General features: G+C 29.9%; 16 protein-coding genes, 2 tRNA genes, 1 other RNA gene and 1 riboswitch. Of the genes, 6 read left to right on the plus strand and 13 right to left on the minus strand.

Annotated features, from left to right (window positions below; genetic code table 11):
• Positions 1 to 28: 28 nt before the first annotated feature.
• Positions 29 to 98: riboswitch (Fluoride riboswitch) on the plus strand.
• A gap of 147 nt (positions 99 to 245) precedes the next feature.
• The gene (locus OTK55_RS02460) at positions 246 to 1,379 is read left to right on the plus strand and encodes a cation:proton antiporter (RefSeq protein WP_274870386.1); all 1,134 of its coding nucleotides are present in this window, start codon (positions 246 to 248) and stop codon (positions 1,377 to 1,379) included.
• Between the two features lie 22 nt (positions 1,380 to 1,401).
• On the opposite strand, the gene OTK55_RS02465 is transcribed toward OTK55_RS02460, so the two are convergent.
• Positions 1,402 to 2,058 (minus strand): PHP domain-containing protein, encoded by a 657-nt coding sequence (locus tag OTK55_RS02465; RefSeq protein ID WP_274870388.1) that lies wholly within the window; start codon positions 2,056 to 2,058, stop codon positions 1,402 to 1,404.
• 230 nt (positions 2,059 to 2,288) lie between these two features.
• On the opposite strand from OTK55_RS02465, the gene OTK55_RS02470 reads away from it, so the two are divergent.
• Positions 2,289 to 3,500, plus strand: a complete 1,212-nt coding sequence (locus tag OTK55_RS02470) for a bifunctional 5,6,7,8-tetrahydromethanopterin hydro-lyase/3-hexulose-6-phosphate synthase (RefSeq protein ID WP_274870390.1) — start codon at positions 2,289 to 2,291, stop codon at positions 3,498 to 3,500.
• A 160-nt stretch (positions 3,501 to 3,660) separates the two neighbouring features.
• On the opposite strand, the gene OTK55_RS02475 is transcribed toward OTK55_RS02470, so the two are convergent.
• Positions 3,661 to 4,257, minus strand: coding sequence for a methylated-DNA--[protein]-cysteine S-methyltransferase (locus OTK55_RS02475; protein ID WP_274870391.1), 597 nt, complete (start codon positions 4,255 to 4,257; stop codon positions 3,661 to 3,663).
• A 454-nt stretch (positions 4,258 to 4,711) separates the two neighbouring features.
• Between OTK55_RS02475 and OTK55_RS02480 the strand changes: the two genes are divergently transcribed.
• Complete coding sequence (locus OTK55_RS02480) at positions 4,712 to 4,957, plus strand: pro-sigmaK processing inhibitor BofA family protein (RefSeq protein WP_274870393.1); 246 nt, start codon at positions 4,712 to 4,714, stop codon at positions 4,955 to 4,957.
• A gap of 15 nt (positions 4,958 to 4,972) precedes the next feature.
• On the opposite strand, the gene OTK55_RS02485 is transcribed toward OTK55_RS02480, so the two are convergent.
• The 3 genes from OTK55_RS02485 to OTK55_RS02495 all read right to left on the minus strand — a co-directional run bounded on the left by OTK55_RS02485 (position 4,973) and on the right by OTK55_RS02495 (position 8,470).
• Positions 4,973 to 6,436: an NAD(P)H-hydrate dehydratase gene (locus tag OTK55_RS02485; RefSeq protein ID WP_274870395.1), complete on the minus strand. Its 1,464-nt coding sequence runs from the start codon at positions 6,434 to 6,436 to the stop codon at positions 4,973 to 4,975.
• Between the two features lie 43 nt (positions 6,437 to 6,479).
• Entirely contained in the window at positions 6,480 to 7,361 is an 882-nt protein-coding gene (gene fhcD, locus OTK55_RS02490; RefSeq protein ID WP_274870397.1) for a formylmethanofuran--tetrahydromethanopterin N-formyltransferase, read from the minus strand.
• A gap of 89 nt (positions 7,362 to 7,450) precedes the next feature.
• On the minus strand, positions 7,451 to 8,470 hold the full coding sequence (locus tag OTK55_RS02495) for a UPF0104 family protein (RefSeq protein ID WP_274870398.1): 1,020 nt from the start codon (positions 8,468 to 8,470) through the stop codon (positions 7,451 to 7,453).
• Between the two features lie 181 nt (positions 8,471 to 8,651).
• Between OTK55_RS02495 and OTK55_RS02500 the strand changes: the two genes are divergently transcribed.
• The gene (locus OTK55_RS02500; RefSeq protein WP_274870399.1) at positions 8,652 to 9,326 is read left to right on the plus strand and encodes a potassium channel family protein; all 675 of its coding nucleotides are present in this window, start codon (positions 8,652 to 8,654) and stop codon (positions 9,324 to 9,326) included.
• A 28-nt stretch (positions 9,327 to 9,354) separates the two neighbouring features.
• Here the strand turns inward: OTK55_RS02500 and hypF are convergent, their stop codons facing one another.
• A complete protein-coding gene (gene hypF, locus OTK55_RS02505; RefSeq protein WP_274870400.1) occupies positions 9,355 to 11,676 on the minus strand; it encodes a carbamoyltransferase HypF in 2,322 nt (773 codons plus the stop codon).
• A 143-nt stretch (positions 11,677 to 11,819) separates the two neighbouring features.
• Between hypF and larB the strand changes: the two genes are divergently transcribed.
• A complete protein-coding gene (gene larB, locus OTK55_RS02510) occupies positions 11,820 to 12,599 on the plus strand; it encodes a nickel pincer cofactor biosynthesis protein LarB (protein ID WP_274870401.1) in 780 nt (259 codons plus the stop codon).
• Between the two features lie 108 nt (positions 12,600 to 12,707).
• Here the strand turns inward: larB and OTK55_RS02515 are convergent.
• From OTK55_RS02515 to OTK55_RS02545, 7 genes are all read right to left on the minus strand, one after another.
• A tRNA-Trp gene (locus tag OTK55_RS02515) sits at positions 12,708 to 12,850 on the minus strand.
• A 143-nt stretch (positions 12,851 to 12,993) separates the two neighbouring features.
• Positions 12,994 to 13,380, minus strand: coding sequence for a hypothetical protein (locus OTK55_RS02520; protein ID WP_274870403.1), 387 nt, complete (start codon positions 13,378 to 13,380; stop codon positions 12,994 to 12,996).
• 71 nt (positions 13,381 to 13,451) lie between these two features.
• The gene (locus tag OTK55_RS02525) at positions 13,452 to 15,254 is read right to left on the minus strand and encodes a DNA-directed DNA polymerase (protein WP_274870405.1); all 1,803 of its coding nucleotides are present in this window, start codon (positions 15,252 to 15,254) and stop codon (positions 13,452 to 13,454) included.
• Between the two features lie 90 nt (positions 15,255 to 15,344).
• Positions 15,345 to 15,648: RNase P RNA component (rnpB, locus tag OTK55_RS02530), an RNA gene on the minus strand.
• A 52-nt stretch (positions 15,649 to 15,700) separates the two neighbouring features.
• Positions 15,701 to 15,775, minus strand: a tRNA-Met gene (locus OTK55_RS02535).
• A 116-nt stretch (positions 15,776 to 15,891) separates the two neighbouring features.
• On the minus strand, positions 15,892 to 16,359 hold the full coding sequence (locus tag OTK55_RS02540; RefSeq protein WP_274870406.1) for a hypothetical protein: 468 nt from the start codon (positions 16,357 to 16,359) through the stop codon (positions 15,892 to 15,894).
• A gap of 13 nt (positions 16,360 to 16,372) precedes the next feature.
• Positions 16,373 to 16,783 carry a hypothetical protein gene (locus OTK55_RS02545; protein WP_274870407.1) on the minus strand — a complete coding sequence of 137 codons (411 nt, stop codon included), beginning with the start codon at positions 16,781 to 16,783 and terminating at the stop codon, positions 16,373 to 16,375.
• 150 nt (positions 16,784 to 16,933) lie between these two features.
• Between OTK55_RS02545 and OTK55_RS02550 the strand changes: the two genes are divergently transcribed.
• A complete protein-coding gene (locus OTK55_RS02550) occupies positions 16,934 to 17,911 on the plus strand; it encodes a M24 family metallopeptidase (RefSeq protein ID WP_274870408.1) in 978 nt (325 codons plus the stop codon).
• Positions 17,912 to 18,132 lie beyond the last annotated feature (221 nt).

The raw sequence follows: 18,132 nt of genomic DNA on the forward strand, positions 1-18,132 counted from the left end.
TAAATATCACCAAAAACAAATATATTATTAATTGAAAGGTGATGAGGTTCCACCTATTTAACCGCCAGTGATTACTGGATGATGACTTCTATTTTTTATTAAAGGTAATAAATTGTATTTTGCCTATGATCATCTATTAATCATGGAAAAAAAGGAATCACGATATTTTTTTTATTTGATTTATTTTGTATGCATACTACTTTTATTATTCTTTAATTATTTATTAAATAAAAGGAGATTTTTAATTGATTAGTGATATTTATCCTGTAGTACTAGCAGTCCTTATTGTTTTAGCTAGTGTCATTTCAATTAAGTGGAGTATTTCCATATCTATTGTTGAAATTATACTTGGTATTATTGCAGGAAATTTAGGATTGTTAGAACCTGAAAGTTGGATGATTTATGTTGCTAGTATTGGAGGTATGGTATTAACATTCCTTGCTGGTACAGAAGTTAATCCAAAGTTAATGAAAGATAATTTAAAAGAATGTTTAATGATTGGTGTTGCATCATTTCTAATATCATTTGTACTCGTATTTATTGTATGTGAATATATGTTATTATGGCCTCTTACATCATCATTACTAGTTGCTACTGCATTATCAGAGACTTCTATTGCAATTGTTTATTCCATTATTCTTGATAAAGAGTTATCTGGTAAAAAGATAGGAACAATACTCATGGGATCTACATTTGTTACAAACATTTGTACGGCATTTGCATTAAGTGCTTTATTCATGAAACCTACCATAGAAACATTAGTATTTGTAATAGCATCTGTAATTATACTTGTATTCTCATATAAATACTCAGATATTTTATTTGAAAGTCAAACATTTAGTATGACAAGTAACCAGTTAGAACTTAAATACATATTCCTATTACTTGTATTATTAATATTCTTTGCAACTCTTGGTTGTGGACAGGCATTACTTCCAGTATTCATACTAGGAGCTATACTTTCTAAACCATTCAGCCATACCAACAAAAATAATATGCTTAAAAGATTACAGACAGTAGCATTTACTGTTATTACACCAATATTTTTCATAGTTAATGGATCAAAAGTATCAATTCCAGTTATACTTGGAGCATTAGGTGTGTTCTTATTAATATTTGTAGTACGTCAAATAGGAAAATTTATTGGAGTATATACAATTGTTAAAACAAGTTTAAGTAAGTATCATATGTATATTACAATGGTTATGAGTACGGGGTTAACCTTTGGATTAGTAGCAGCATCCTATGGACTTAATAATAATATAATTTCATCTCATGTTTATAGTATTCTAACAGGAGTGCTAGTTTTAAGTGCTATAATTCCAAGTATTATTGGTAATAAATATTTTGCTCCTACTGAAGAAGATTTAAAAGAATAAATTTTCTTTTTATAACTTTTTTTTATTCTGTTTTTGGTTTGGTTCTATGACCTTTTTTTCTAATTACTTCTTTAATTATAAGATTCATTGGTGTTCTTTCACCATGAGCCGTGGATTTTCCTTTTTTTATGTATTTTAATATTGTATCTACATCATCTGCTTCTGGTATTTCCGTGTAGCATCGGCCTATTCCTTTAATAAAATGTGCATCACTTGCTCCAATTGGTGGAACGTTATTTTTTTCAGAAACTTTCTTACTTAAATAATTAGATACTCCAAATATAAATCTTGAATTCTTTGTTTCCATTGCATCGATATCTAATGATTGTACTATGTCCCCAAGACCACTTCTATAATAACAGTAGGGATGTGCTGCTATTGCTATTCCTGCATTATCATGAATCTGGTCTATTGTTTCTGCTGGAGTCTGTAGTGGTTTTATATAATCTGTTATTCCTAATGCTACAATATGTCCCTTAGTACTACTAACTTCTTCTCCAGGAATTAGTAGTAATCCTTCATGTTCTAGTTTTCTTACTGCCCATGTACCTTCTATTTCATCATGATCTGTTATTGCTATTGCATTTAAACCTATTTTCTGACTATACTTGATTATGTCTTCTAAAGGCGTGATTGAATCCTTAGAGTATTTACTGTGAATGTGTGTATCAATTTTCATTATTTCTCACCTTCATTTAGGATTTAATTATAGTTAATACTCTTATTATAGTTAAGTAAATATTTAATTGATATATTTATTTAAATAATATTAGTATTAGTAATCGTATAATATAATAATTAATTAAAACAGAAATATTATTATAATAGAAAATCTATAAGACTGTTTTTGAATCCAACATCTTAAAAGATAAAAGGATTAATAATCAAATATAAACGGAGAAATAATTAATGTATGAAATAGGAGAAGCTTTAATCGGAGACGGACCTGAATTAGCACATATCGACCTTATTGTAGGTGATAAGAAAGGTCCAGTAGGAACTGCTTACGCAACAAACATGGCAAGTATGTCTGTAGGACACACACCATTATTAGCTGTTATAAGACCAAACTTACCAGTGAAACCTGCAACACTTATTGTACCTAAAGTAACAATACAAAACTTAGAAGATGCAAATAAAATATTTGGTCCTGCACAAACAGCAGTAGGACGTGCAGTTGCTGATGCTGTAGAAGAAGAAATAATACCTAAAAACATGGTAGAAGATATTGTTATAATGGTAAATGTATTCATTGATCCTTCAGCTAAGGATTATCGTAAAATTTACCAATACAACTATGGTGCTACCAAATTAGCAATTAAACGTGCATTTGATAAATATCCATCAATAGACAAAGTATTAGCAGAAAAAGATAGAGGAACACATCCAATTATGGGATTCAAAGCAATGAAATTATGGAATCCACCATATCTACAAGTAGCATTAGATTTAGATAATGAAGATAAAATGCGTAGCATAATTAGAGATTTACCAAAACGTGAAAGAATTCTTATTGAAGCAGGTACACCTCTTGTTAAAAAATTCGGTGTAGATATTATTAGTAAAATAAGAGAAGAACGTCCTGGTGCTTTCATTATTGCTGATCTTAAAACTTTAGATGTTGGAAGAGTAGAAGTTAAAATGGCAGCAGATGAAACAGCTGATGCTGTAGCTATCTCTGGTCTTGGAACAAATGAATCTATAGAAAAAGCTATACATGAATGTTCAAAACAAGGAATTTACTCCATACTTGATATGATGAATGTACAGGATATTCCTGCTAAACTTGAACAACTTGAATTAAAACCTAACATAGTTTTATTACATAGAAATATTGACTCTGAAACAATGAATGATAATGATAATGAACAACAATCCGAATGGGGAAACATTAAAGAAATTAAAGCTAAACTTGGTAAACGCGGTTTAATTGCTGTTGCTGGTGGTGTAACACCTGAGAAAGTTAACACAGCTCTAGATAATGGTGCTAATATTATAATTGCAGGTAGATACATTATTGGTTCTTCTGATGTAAGAAGAGCAGCAGAAGATTTCCTCAGATATATGCCACAAGACTCTGACACAATGAGAGTAGCATTAGATGAAGATGAAGAAATATAATTTTATGAATTATATTCTTAATAACCTCCTTTAAGTTTTTTTTTTGTTTTGAAAAATTTTTCTGTGAAAATCAGTTCCTACTATAATACTAATTATATGTTATATCTTATTAACTTATAACTTAAAAGTTATAACTTATAATAAAATTAATTAAAAAAAATTATAAGGAGGGAATACTTAAATCCTCAGAAGGAAAACGATACTTTTTCTGCACAACATCCTTCTCAAACTGAACTCCCTCATTTTCTAATATTAATCGCTTATATAATCCATCATTCATACCTACATACCCACCAATAGTCCAATCAGAACGAACTGTTCTGTGACAAGGAATAACTATCGGAAATGGATTTGAAGATAAAACATTAGCAACTGGTCTTGCACTTTTAGGTTTATCTATTAACTCAGCTAATTTCTTATAACTAGTTACCCTTCCATGTGGGATATCCTTTTGTTTTAACAAAACAATTCTCTGAAAATCCGTGAGAATAGAAAAATCCAAATGACTATAATCAAAATGAATATCCTTGCCCATAATAATTTCCTTAACATCAGACATGACTTCCATGATATAATCATCAGGATCTGTTTCAGATAATACTCCATGATAATCTATTTTACCATAATTAAATTTCCCAGTGTTAACATCGGGAAGAATAATCTGTTTAAGAAGTTTATCTTTATTATTCCATACAATAGCTATTTCGCCTATTAAAGAATTGAAAACAATATATTTTAATGAAGTTAAATTAGACACCCCTATTTTTTTTATTAAATCTTAATTATTCATAGTTATATTAAAAGTAGAATATAAGAATATTGATTTACTAAATATAACAATGAAATAATTAATTTAGGTTCACGAAAATTCATATTATTTCCGATAATTAGCTAAATCCATAAAATATTATAAAAATAAGTATTTTACGTTTTTAATTATTCTTATTGTTAAATTTATGAGTTAACATTTGTCTATCCTACGGAATTTTTTTAGTAAACTGTCACTATTCACATAATTTTAGATAGGATAATAAGTATACTAATTTAAAATAGACAATTATTGGTTAATTGATGAATTCCAGTTATTAATTAATTTTAACAAATCTTTAATTTTTTCTATGAAAAAAAATTTATTATAAAAATAGGGATATTCTATATAATTATTTAAATAAAATAATAAGAAAAGAATAATAAGGAGGTATTGATAACCCATGATAATAGAAATGATAACATTAATCCTATTAATCCTTATTGCAATACCAGTACTATATGCATTACTTAAAATAGGAAGCATATTAATTAAGATTATATTCCACCTATTTATGGGATGGATTTTATTAATTTTAGTTAATTTCATACCTGGAATTAGTATCCCAATAACTTTACTAACAATACTAGTATCGGGATTCGGAGGTATCTTTGGAACAATACTACTAGTAATATTATACTTGATATAGTGTTATATTAAATCACTATATTAATTTTAAAATATCATTAGATGAATAATTAAATCCATAATTATCAAGTGCTTTATCACCTGCAACTCCTAGTATAAAACAGGCTATATAAGCTGCCTCAAATAAACTATTTTTTGTAGATATTGCGGTTGTTAAGCCAGCGAGAATATCACCTGTTCCACCAACAGTCATACCCTGATTACCAGTACGATTCAATTTATAATCATCAGGAGAAGCAATAATATCAACAACACCCTTCAAAAGAATAATTGTATTATATTCTTTTGCTAACTTACAAACCATGTCAATCCTATCATCAAATTTATCTGGTAATTCACAGTCGAAAAATTTTTTAAACTCAAAAGCATGGGGTGTTACAATAACATTTCCTTTTTTAATATTTTCACGATCAACTAATTTTAATGCATCTGCATCAATGATAACTGGCTTATCAGTTTTACATAATATATGATTAAATAATTCACGAGTCTTATCATCTAATCCAGCACCTGAACCAATTAATATAGAATCAACTTTACTAATTAATGGTTCTATAACCTCATATCCATTCATTGATAACACGTTTCCAGGAACACTTCTAACAATGAATTCTGGATTATATTGTTTAATCAGATTAGCAGAGGACTCTGGAGCCACAATATATATAAGATCTATTGATTGGGAAGTACAAGCTTGTGCTGCAAAAATTACAGCTCCAATGTAATCAGGGTTAGATCCAATAATTAGTACGGACCCATTCTCACCTTTATGTGAATTAACCCTGGGAGTACTTAATTTTAATAAATCACCTTCACCAACATATTCCTCTGAAACTCTTGGTATACCGATATCTAATACTTCAACATGACCCACATACTTCTCCTCTGCAGATAATAATCCTGTCTTAGCTTTATGTAAGGTTAATGTTTCATGTGCTATAACTGATTTATCATGTACAGCTCCTGTTTCAGGGTCAAGTCCAGATGGTACATCAACTGATATTCTTATAGCTGGAGAATAATTAATAGTATCAATAGCCTTTGCCGTTGGCTGTCTAATTTTACCATTAACTCCTGTTCCTAGAATCGCATCAATTATTATATCAGAATTATCTGGTTTTAACTGTGTTGAATCAGTTATTTTATAAACCTTTAAATTCTTATTGGTTTCTGATATTATTTTTATTGATTCCCAGTTAATCTTTGAATCATTGTTATTTATGTTTTCAGGTCTTGTTAATAGATATAAGTGAATATGATATCCATAATTTAGGAGATGTCTTGCTATTACAAATCCATCACCGCCATTACCACCTTTTCCAGAGTAGATTGATATTTTTTTCTTATCAGGATATTTATTTACTATATAATGAGCTATACTTGCACCAGCATTCTCCATTAATACCAATGTAGGTATATTATTGTATTCAGTATTTTTATCAACTGCTCTCATTTCTAATGGTGTTAATACTTCCTTCATTTTATCACCCATCCTATTATTTTGTAAAGTATCTTTGACTAGTCTATTCTAATAGATTTATTTTATATTTTCCAAGATTTCCACCATAGTTACCTGCAGATATTTTCTGAACATCAGGTATTGTTTTTATTGCATTTACAGCAGCTTTTGTTGCTTTAATTACATTTTCTTCTGTTAAACCATCAAATACTAATTCATACACACCATTTGTATCTTCAGGTAGTTTGGAATCTTCTATTTTATCTTTAAGTGTTGGACAATATTGTTCGTTTGTAGTAGCATTCATAAATTTATATTTTTTAGATCCTACTTTAGAACCTGATGCTACAATACCTCCAGGAAATGGTGTTATTACTCCAGATATTTCACGTATTGCATTTACAGCAGCTTCTGCAGCAATTAATGCTGATTGTTGTGTTTTTGCCATGATAAATAGGTTTCCTCCTGCAACAGCATCTACTATTCCGAAGTTTTCTTCTATTAAGAAATCTCCAGACATTACTGGAATTTTATACATGTCTTTTCCGTATTTTGTTATTTTTTCCTGGTATCCATCTGCAAAGAATGCTAGCTTAAATCCTAGATTTGTTTGTTTTTCAGCTTCTGGTAATAGGTTAAACACTGCTGTTGTTGCTGCTGTTAGTACACATTGTCCCACTCTTTCTAGTAATTGTTCTTCTACTTTTTCTGTCTTGTTTTGACATATGATTATAGAGTATCCAGGTCTGTTATCTGGCGTTTTTTCTGGTGGAACGTATTGATCTATTCCTGCTTCTGCAGGACATCCAATGAATGATGTTGCAAAACCAGTTGCTTCTACTGCAGCACGATATGCTAATTTTCTTGTTGCTGCTGTTATTAATAAATATGATGCTTTTGTTTTAAATGCTTCTGCATATGTATCTTCAATTATTGGTGAATTCATAATTAATCAATCCTCTAAAATGTTAATAAAAATAGTTTAAATAAAATTATAGACTAGATATCCTTATTAATATCTAGTCTGGGGGAATATTATTCGTCCAAGTCTACTTTGTCTAATACTCCTGTTCCAAAGTATGGAAGTACTAGTAATCCTAGTCCTGATACCATCCAGTATGAGATTAGTCTTTCTACTAGTGTTACTGCTGTGGATATGGATGATGGTACTCCTGCCATAGAATATACTAGAATCATTATACCATCAACTGCTCCTATACCTCCAGGTAATGCTGGAATCATACCAACTAATGTTGAAAGTAGGAATACTGAGGCAATCATACCAAATGATACTTGGACTCCAAATGCTAAAAATACAACATAAACACGTAATATCTCCAAAATCCATACAATAAATGCTATGATTAGTGCTTGGAAGAAGACTTTACGATCTTTCATAAGGTATTTTAAACTAGTCTGGAATCCTCTCATTGCAGATTTTGATTTTGATTCATATTTTGTTAAATCACGAGACATGAACCTGTTTAATTGCCTAAAAATCCATGCTACAGTTCTAAGACCTAATTCTTCATTAAAGCATATGTACAGTATAAATCCTAGTAATATTACAAAGAGAATTATAACAGCAATTAATGTAATAACCATTGTTTGGCTTAAATGTAGCGTGAATATTAAGTAAATCATTGCAATAATAGCCAATGTTAAAAATGGAAATGTATCAAATAATTTATCACTCATTACCGTGGCGAATGTCTTTCTAAAACCAGCACCAGAACTCTTACTTAATAAATAAGCTCTAACTGGTTCTCCACCACCCCGACCACTAGGTGTTAAATTGTTCACTGCTAATCCTACAAGTAACATTGCAAACAATGGTAGTTTTTTATAGGATATATCCAATCCAGATACTATGATACCCCATTTTACATTCCACAGAGTCATTATAATGAATTGAATTATTATAGCTAGTAATACATATTTCATATCAGCTGTTTGCAAAGCATTTAATACTTCACCTGGACCAATGAAAAGAATCATTGCAACTAATATTACAATACCAACTGACAATAATCCAAAGACTTTTTTATAATCCATACTATCTCCTTTTATAAATTCCCCATATAAATTATTATCAAAATAAAACAATTACATAGAGAATAAGTATTTTAATATATTATATATTTCTAATATTTAATAAAATTATAAGAATTATTTAAGTATATCAAAATATAAAAGGATATCTATACAATATTTGATATAAATAGAGAGGGACTACATGGCAGATAATATTATTATTGTTGGAGGAAAAAGGGTATGCATACGCCTAATTGGACTACTAAAAAGAAAAGCCCGATATAATATTACTGTAATAGAAAATAATAGAAAAATATTGAAAGATATAGAAGACAAATATGATGATGTAAATATAATTAAGGGTGATGCCACTAACAAAGCAGTACTAGAACAGGCAGGAATAGCTGATGCAGATATAATAGTAGCAGCAACAAGTATTGATGAAGTTAACCTGCTTATAGGTATTTTATCTCAGAATTATAATCTTAAAAAAATTATTGCAAGAACTGCAAATCCTTCTCATATTAAAATGTTTAAAAAATTAGGATTAAATGAAGTAGTAAGCCCTGAATTAACAGCGTGTATTGATATTCAGAAACACATTGTAGAACCAAAATCACAGACAATAAATAATGGTGGAAAAGAACAATATGAGATAATAAAGGTTCCAGTAAAATCAAATAAAGCTATTGGAAAAGAGATTGGAGCAATTAGTCCTGCTGATGATTATATTATAATGTTATGTACTAAGGGTGATAGAGAACTAATAGCTCAAAATAATATTATCTTAGAAAAGGGTGATATTCTTACAATACTAGCAAAATCTAAAAAGGTTAAAAAAGTAAATAAATTCTTTACAAAAGATAGATTAATTTAAAAAAAAAGATAAATAAAAGTAATTAACTTTAGTTATCACTTAATCTCCATCCAACAATGGCACATTGACCCATTGAAACACTACCATCTCCAGCACATGTTTTTTCGTGTTGAACGAAGGTTAATCCTTCATCTTCTACTTTTTTCTTAACAACTTCAGATATGAACTCATTATAGAAGACACCACCTGTACCTCCTATAACATTGACTTTTTTATCTCTTGCTGTTATTATTGCTATATCTGCTAGTGCTTCTGCAAGTGCTCTTTCAGATGCACATGCTATTTCATCAATACCCACGCCACCTTTTATTAGATGTACAACATCAAGTAGTAGTTTACTTGTATCAATTACTAATCTATTATTTTCTAGGGTTGGTTCTAATTCCATTACAAGTAAATCAAACCCCTCTCTTGCAACAGATTCTAATTTCATAGAACATTCACCTTCATAGCCTCTATTTTTACTAATACCTAATAGTACACTTATACTATCAAGTACACGGCCCATACTACTAGTACGTGATGTGTTAAAGTCATTGTCTAATTGTTTTAGAACCATGTCTACTTCTTTATCACCATATTTAAAGTATTCTGAGTATTCATTCTTCATCAGGTCACGTAATTCTTCTTTATCCATTATTGTGTATAGTATCCCCATGGCCATTCTTATAGGATATTTTGTACTTAAATCTCCTCCAGGCATTGGCTGTGTTTTTAAGCCACCTACATTTTTATAATGTCCGGTATTATTAAGATATAATACTTCACCACCCCATATTGTACCATCTTCACCATAACCTACACCATCTGCTGCTATTACAACCATTTCATCTAGATTATGCTCGGCCATTAAGCTAGATGCATGTGCATGATGATGTTGTACTTGTACTAGTTCTGCATCATATTCTTCACTTAGTTGTCTTGCTAGTTTTGTTGTGTTAAACTCTGGATGCATATCTGCAACTACATAATCAATATTATCTGTTCTTGTAAGTTTTATTAAATGTTTTATTGCATCTTGCATGAATTCTATTGTTTTTATTTTAGATGTGTTTCCAATATGCTGTGATGGATAACATTTACCTTCCTTTAGTATGGAGAATGTTACATCTAGTTCCGGTCCTACTGCTAATATATTATGGGTTGTATTTATATTTGAGAAGTCAAATGGCTTAGGCACATATCCTCTTGATCTTCTGATAAATCCAGGACGATTATTTCTGAATCTTACTACACTATCATCACAACGATTTAATATTTTCCTATCATGTAGTAAATAGTAGTCTGCTATTTCATCTAATTTTTCTATTATTTCCTTATTATTTATTAACATAGGATTTCCAGGCATGTTTGCAGATGTCATGACATATGCCGGCTCTAATGTATATTTGAATAATAGATGATGTAATCCTGTATATGGTAACATTACTCCCTGATTATGTAATCCTGGGGAAAGAGCTTCGGATAGCTCATAATCACGTGATTTATTTAATATGACTATTGGTCTTGCTACGGATTCTAGTACTTCTTTTTCTTTATCATTAAATTCTACAAATAATGATGCTGTCTTTGTATCTGGCGTCATACATGCAAATGGTTGTGTTTTTCGGCCTAATCTTTCCCTTAAATTTAGTATTGCCTCATCAGTTGATGTTTTACATACAAGATGAGTTCCACCTATACCTTTTATTGCAAGTATTTTTCCCTCATCAATTAATCTACTTGCATCTCTTATAGGGTCTTTAGATTGTATTACCCCATCCTTGTATAGAAATACTTGGGGTCCGCATTCTGGGCAACATGTAGCTTCTGCATGATATCGTCTGTCAAGGGGATTAGTATATTCTTCTTCACAATGAGTACATAATGGAAAATCATCCATTGTAGTATTTTTTCTGTCATAGGGTACTTTATCTATTACAGTAAATCTTGGTCCACAATTAGTACAAGCTGTGAATGGATAGTAATAATGCCTATTATTTATGTCTAGTATTTCATTTAAGCATTCATCACATATACTAATGTCTGGTGGAATAACTGCAGATCCTGATATTTTATCACTACTCTCTTTTATTGTGAAATCATCATATTTTGTTTCAGGTGTTACTTCTCCTTTTATTTCTACATCTATATTGTTTATCTCAGAACGTACAGGTTTATATTCTTGTAGTTCGTCAACAAATAATTTAATGTCGTCATAGGTTCCTTGTATAATTATTTCAACAATATTTCCCATGTTTCGAACATGACCCGTTAAATTCATTAATTTAGCAAGTCTATATACTGTAGGTCTGAATCCTACTCCTTGTACTATTCCATCAACCAATAAATATGCAGTATATTCTTTCATGTTTTTATCCCACTTATAAACTATACTAATATTTTTAAATTATTTAATATTTAGTATTTATATAGATTATAATTTAATTTTAATATTAAAGATTGTAAATATTTAAATAGAAGGATAGATAATTAAATATAAAGGGATGGAATATGAGAGATATTTTAAATAAATTACTAAATGGTGAGCTTTCCATTGATGAAGCAGAAGAACAGCTTAGAATTATGCGAACACAGGAAGTTGGAGAGAATATTAAATTTGATATTATGAGAGAAGAACGTGTTGGCGTTCCAGAAGCTGTTTACTCCCAAGGAAAAACAGATGCAGACCTTGTAAATATAATCAATAATGTTCAATTCTCAAAACAGCTAATGATAACAAGACTACCTAAAGACCGATTTAATCGAATAAAAAGTCAATTAAATAAAGATATTCTAGAAAAAGGAACATATTATGAAGAAGCATCTATATTAACTATCAACAAAGTAGAACCAAAACATCATCCGGGAAAAATAGGAATAATAACAGCAGGAACTGCAGATGTACCCGTAGCAGAAGAAGCAAGAATCACATTAAAACAGGCAGGATATGATGTGGTAAGAACATACGACGTAGGAGTAGCTGGAATACATAGATTAATTGATAAAATAACATTACTTCTGGAAGAAAAAGTTGATGTAATCATAACTGTAGCAGGCATGGAAGGTGCATTACCATCTGTAGTAGCAGGACTTGTAAATATACCAATTATAGCAGTGCCAACATCAACAGGTTATGGTGTTGGAGAAAAAGGATTTTTAGCATTATTTTCAATGTTACAATCATGTGCCCCTGGAATAGCAACAATGAATATTGATAATGGATATGGTGCAGGTATATATGCAATAACTATAATGAAACAGATTGAAAAACACGTGAATGAAAAATATTAATTAAACTCCCTAAATAATCCACTTTTTTAGATAAAATTAGCATGTAATAAATTAGATAATGAATAATTAATCATTGTAAAAAAATAGTCTATTTTGATAAAATTATAATGGGGTCACTGGGATTTGAACCCAGATCCTAGGATTTCTCTTGTCTCAGCACTCCAATTGGTCATCATAGGTATGCCTCAGCATGCGCGCTTTCTTCAAAGACAACTGGAGTCCCAGATGATGCCTGGTTACACTATAACCCCACTTATGTGTATTTATAGTGCTAAGTTTTTAACGAAATTTAGGAATGATATTATTTATTTAAAAACTAGTATATAAACTTTTATATTAATAGTTGAGAATTAGATATAAAATAATTAAATAAAAAAAAAAGAGGATAAGAATATTACTTTTTATTCTTAATGACAATTCTCTCAGCAGTAATCTGTGGTGGAATAGTATTTGTTGCATCACCAATAGTATATACATCAATCTTACAACCATTAGTAATGTTATCCATCTTACATTCTACCTGTTTATTGTCCTTTGTTTCCTTATAGATTTTAGTATTATTTGTTATTACAACTGACATGTTAGATGTATTGTTATTTTCATCATGTATATATACTGAACCTACTATTGTTTGATTAGCTGTATCAGCAACAGAAGTAGTGTTACCTACAACAGTACCTGATAAATCAGGTAGCTGATCCATAGTAGCTGAGTAGGTACCATAAGCTACTCCTATTAAAATTACTATTAAAACTAACATTTGAAGTGGACTAAGTTTCATAAAATAATACCTATTATCTTTATTATGTTTATTTTTGTATTTTTTAATTTATAATGTTTTATAACAATAAATTATTCCTCATTTAAGTCACCAATATATGTGGCATAGAATCCATCGGTATCTGCATATATTGGTTTAAAATCATATTCTTCAGCTTTTTTCATAGCATTTCTAATATACTCTCTCCCCCATGCTGTAATTGCTGCTGCACACTCTATTTTATACCATCTGAACCTTGAGTAACCATATGCACCAAACATGGAGTTAGCTAATCTTTTAAGACCTTGTTGTTCAAAGTCATATGCCCTTTTTTGTTCAGGAACCTTTTCCTCTTTCATTAATTTTTTAATCCTTTGTCTTTCATCGAGAATATAACCAATAATTGAAGGAATAAATCCTTTAGGTTCTTTTAAAAATTTATAACCATTCTCAGGACATGTGTAATATTCTGATTCATCCATATTCTCACCATCTGTGATTGTATCAGGGGATATGTTCTGAGCTATGATTATGGAAGGATATAGACTTTTGAAATCAAGGTACGCAATATGCTCAAATAAACCCTTCTCAGGCTCTTTTACATAACCTCCAATAACCTTATTTGATTTTCTTCTCTGAGAATACTCGTCCGTATCTGGCTTATTAGGAATAATATTATTCTTCTCATATGCCTTTAGCATTAAATACCATTCCACCATTTGTCCTGTAGTCATACGTGCTATGTCAAATAAAGGTTGTCCTACTAGACGTGTTTGTGCAACAGTAAGCGGTGTTAGTTTATCTCCAATCATGGTTGTTGTAACAGCATCATCCATTGAGTAGTCAAATAATTCTTCTAATCGTTCATCATCTGAATCCCAGTACTGGTATATCTGGTCACCTGGAACATCAATCTTTTTCTCATCAAATAGTTCCTCATAAACACGTTCTAGAGTATATCTTTCAAGACGCATGTTACGTCTAACAAGAAGATATAAATCTACATGTACTCTTCCCTTTATCACTCCTGCATTGTTAAATCCACGTTTCATGAATTTTATCCCACTGCCATCTACACCTAAATCTAATTTTATATTTAATTTTTCTGCTCTCTTTTTTATGTAAGGTAAGTCAAAGTTATCTGAATTATATCCTACTAGCATGTCGGGATTTTCTTCTTTAATGATTTCTACAAATCTTTTAAGCATGTCTTTTTCGGAAGATAATGTTTCAACAAAGCTTTTATCTGACTTTTTAGTGGATAATACTTTTTTAAGACCATTATTTCCACATAAACTCATCATGATGATAGGGTCATTTTCTGCAGTTGGCATTCCTTCGGCATTATATACTTCTATGTCAAAGCTTAAAATTTTGTTACGTTTATTTGTTTTGTGTGTATCTATTGGATTTTCCATCATTTTAAATAAAGTAACGTCTTCATCTATTTTTAGTTCTTCACTATATAATATTGAGTCTATTGTTTCTCCATGTAGTTCTATTATATTTGTTGGTGTTATTTGTTTATCTATGAGGTATCTTCTGTAGAATGGAATGTCATATTCTCTTATTTGTTTTACAGATGGTAAATCTCGTATTGAATCTCTTAGTTTTGGAACTTCCTGTGGATGGGTAAGTATTACTTTTATGAATTCGCTCTCTGTTCCTATGTCTATCTTTGTTTCTACTTCTAAATCATCAAGGCCCATTTCTCTTAAATCTTCTAGGCATATGTCAAAGTCATATGGTAATACATAGAGATATGGCTTGAAGGTAGTGTCCACTGCAATGACATTTTCTTCTGTTTCTGGATTTATACCAAATAATCGTATTATTGGCTTGTCATTACGTGTTACATAATCAATATCATTTAGAACTATTTTTATTGTTTCCATAGATTTAATATATATAAAACAGACTATTAAAAATTTTATAATAATAATTTGATTAAGAAAATTAGTAAAGTTATTTAATGTAATTATATGGCATGCTGAGAGTAACCCACCTCATGTTTTATTGCAGTATTTATCTTAGCAAGATACCTTTGTCTTCTTTAACAGAAATGACAATATTTACTTTTGCACTCCATGGATTGATCGTTTCATCGATTATCTATCTTAGGCATCATCAACGTAATTGTATCATCTTTCAAAGCCTGGTTTAGACGTATCGTATCGTTTCTATTTCAGTGTCACACTTCTCAGCGTATGTTAATTAAATACATCATGGTTTTCTGTAGTGGATGGAGTTTCCTCAGTGAAATTCACCGTTAACTGCACTTCAGCTTACCATATAAGTTGATTAAATTAATAAAAATAAGTTTATTTTGAAAATTATATGATAGCGGGGCCTAGATTTGAACTAGGGCTCTCGGGGTTATGAGCCCCGCGGGATCACCAGACTACCCCACCCCGCTTTCTATAAAATTACGTCTCTATTAAGAGCTATTATATATTTAAATAAAAAGTAATATATAAAGGTTACTATTTTTTTTACTAAAAAAATAAGATATGATTGAAATAATAAGAATAATTATTCCATGTCATTAAGTTTTTCATCAATATCATTAAGTCTTTGTTCTAATTCATCAACACGTTTATTGTTAGAATCTTTATAATCATTAAGATCTTTTTCAAGATTATCATATTTCTCCAGAACTATATCAATATCTTTATGTGTTGCTAAATCCCAGTCTGCAATGACTTGTTCACTCTGTTCATCTATAAACTGATTTATCTTATTTGTCATCATATCTGTCTTAGATATAGTCTCCTCAGTCTCATCCACTTTAACTCTATCTTTAAATTTTCCACCAAAATCATTAACTTTATCTGATAAGTCAATTACGTATGGCTCTTGTACTACTCTGCTAGAAATGTTTGAAGCTTGACTATGTATATTTTGATAAAGTGGATTGTTTGTACTCTGTAAATAATAATAAATTAGTATTAGAACTGCTATTAATAATATTATTATAGCCAGAATTGATGCAGCTTCCATATAATCACCCTAATTATTTTTTAAGAGATTTTTCAAGTTCTGCTTCTTTTTTATCTAATTTATCCATAAGTTTTTGAAGTTTAACTAATTCACTAGTTGCCTCTAAACGTTCAACTCTTTCATTTACTTCAGTACTTAATAATCCTACTTGACCCATTATCTCAGATGTATTTAATCTTATTTGTCTGAGTTTTTCTTGATCTTCCTGAGATAAATCAGACATGTCTTCTTTTCTACGTTTACTTTCCATATCTTTCTCTACTAATTCTATTTTCTTAAGTTCTGTTTGTTTTTCTAGTAAAAGTACCTTATTTTTTGATACTGCACTTTTACGCCATTCTATAACAATAAAAATGATTGCTATTAAAATAATTACAGCTATTATGAGAAAAAAGATTTGGTCCTGTGTAAATGCTATATTCATTGCACACCATCTCTCGTTAATTAATTGTATTAATTTTTAATAATAATACAATGTTATATATTTTATTATATATAATTAATAGGATTTATAATACTATATATTAAAATTAATAAATAGATTAAATATTAACAAATTATTTTAGTGATATACATGTTAGAAGAATATGAAAAAGCAGGAAAAATAGCAGCAAAAGTCAGAAAAGAAGCAGCTAAAAAAGCAACTGCTGGAATGAAAGTAAGTGACCTAGTTAACTGGGTAGAATCTGAAATAAAAAGTACAGGTGCTGGACTTTCTTTTCCATGTAACGTTTCAATAAACCAGATAGCAGCACATTATACATCACCTCCAACCGATGATACCTTATTCTGTAATGGTGACATTGTTAAAATAGATTTAGGAGCAGAAATTGATGGATACATATCAGATACTGCAGTAACTGTAATTATTGAAGGAGATAACAAAGAACCAGTGGATGAAGAAGGAAATCCTCTTAAAATGCCTGGAAGACTTGATGATGGAAATCCAGTCGTTACTGAAGATGAGATTGAGGAAAGAAGACGAATAATAGATGCATCCAGTTCTGCACTAGAGAATGCTATTAGTATTATTAAAGATGGTGTTACACTAAATGAAATTGGAGCAGAAGTAGAAAAGACAATGCATGATAAAGGATATACACCTATAGTAAATCTTACAGGTCATAGTTTAGAGAAAAACAATTTACATGCTGGTCTTAGTATTCCAAACTTCCCTGATGGCAGTGATCATCAACTAAAAGAAGGTGACCATATAGCAGTAGAACCATTTGCTACTAATGGAGTCGGACTAGTTAGTGATATACCACAACACTACATATACTCATATTTAAGAAATAGACCGCTACGTCAACCAGATGCTAAAAGATTATTAAAATACATTAGTACAGACTTTTCTCATTTCCCATTTGCTAAAAGACATTTCCTTGACAAATATGATGAACATAAATTAAATAGAGCAATGCAACCATTAATTAGGTCACGAGCTATTTACCCATATAATGCATTGAAAGAAAAAACAGATGCTATGGTAGCTCAAACAGAACATACCATTATAGTTGAGAAAGATGGTTGTAAAGTTACAACTTTATAATAAAAGAGGATTATTGTCTTTTATTATTCTTTTTTTTTACTTTATTTTACTTTTTATACATAATATTCTTATTTTACTGTAGTATTTATCTATTTTTAACGCCTTATTTTTTGATAATATAAAATTATTAATATTTTGATTTAAAGATAATAACATATACATATTTTTTTAAAATAAAACAAATAAGCTTGATATGTTCCTATACATACTTATTTATTTTG

It is taken from the genome of Candidatus Methanosphaera massiliense (assembly GCF_028890305.1).
GTDB classification, from domain to species: domain Archaea; phylum Methanobacteriota; class Methanobacteria; order Methanobacteriales; family Methanobacteriaceae; genus Methanosphaera; species Methanosphaera massiliense.

Coding starts and splice junctions, on each gene's coding strand:
- OTK55_RS02465 (WP_274870388.1), bottom strand. CDS start 2,058: ATGAAAATTGATACACACATTCACAGTAAATACTCTAAGGATTCAATC.
- OTK55_RS02470 (WP_274870390.1), top strand. CDS start 2,289: ATGTATGAAATAGGAGAAGCTTTAATCGGAGACGGACCTGAATTAGCA.
- OTK55_RS02480 (WP_274870393.1), top strand. CDS start 4,712: ATGATAATAGAAATGATAACATTAATCCTATTAATCCTTATTGCAATA.
- OTK55_RS02485 (WP_274870395.1), bottom strand. CDS start 6,436: ATGAAGGAAGTATTAACACCATTAGAAATGAGAGCAGTTGATAAAAAT.
- fhcD (WP_274870397.1), bottom strand. CDS start 7,361: ATGAATTCACCAATAATTGAAGATACATATGCAGAAGCATTTAAAACA.
- OTK55_RS02495 (WP_274870398.1), bottom strand. CDS start 8,470: ATGGATTATAAAAAAGTCTTTGGATTATTGTCAGTTGGTATTGTAATA.
- OTK55_RS02500 (WP_274870399.1), top strand. CDS start 8,652: ATGGCAGATAATATTATTATTGTTGGAGGAAAAAGGGTATGCATACGC.
- hypF (WP_274870400.1), bottom strand. CDS start 11,676: ATGAAAGAATATACTGCATATTTATTGGTTGATGGAATAGTACAAGGA.
- larB (WP_274870401.1), top strand. CDS start 11,820: ATGAGAGATATTTTAAATAAATTACTAAATGGTGAGCTTTCCATTGAT.
- OTK55_RS02520 (WP_274870403.1), bottom strand. CDS start 13,380: ATGAAACTTAGTCCACTTCAAATGTTAGTTTTAATAGTAATTTTAATA.
- OTK55_RS02525 (WP_274870405.1), bottom strand. CDS start 15,254: ATGGAAACAATAAAAATAGTTCTAAATGATATTGATTATGTAACACGT.
- OTK55_RS02540 (WP_274870406.1), bottom strand. CDS start 16,359: ATGGAAGCTGCATCAATTCTGGCTATAATAATATTATTAATAGCAGTT.
- OTK55_RS02545 (WP_274870407.1), bottom strand. CDS start 16,783: ATGAATATAGCATTTACACAGGACCAAATCTTTTTTCTCATAATAGCT.
- OTK55_RS02550 (WP_274870408.1), top strand. CDS start 16,934: ATGTTAGAAGAATATGAAAAAGCAGGAAAAATAGCAGCAAAAGTCAGA.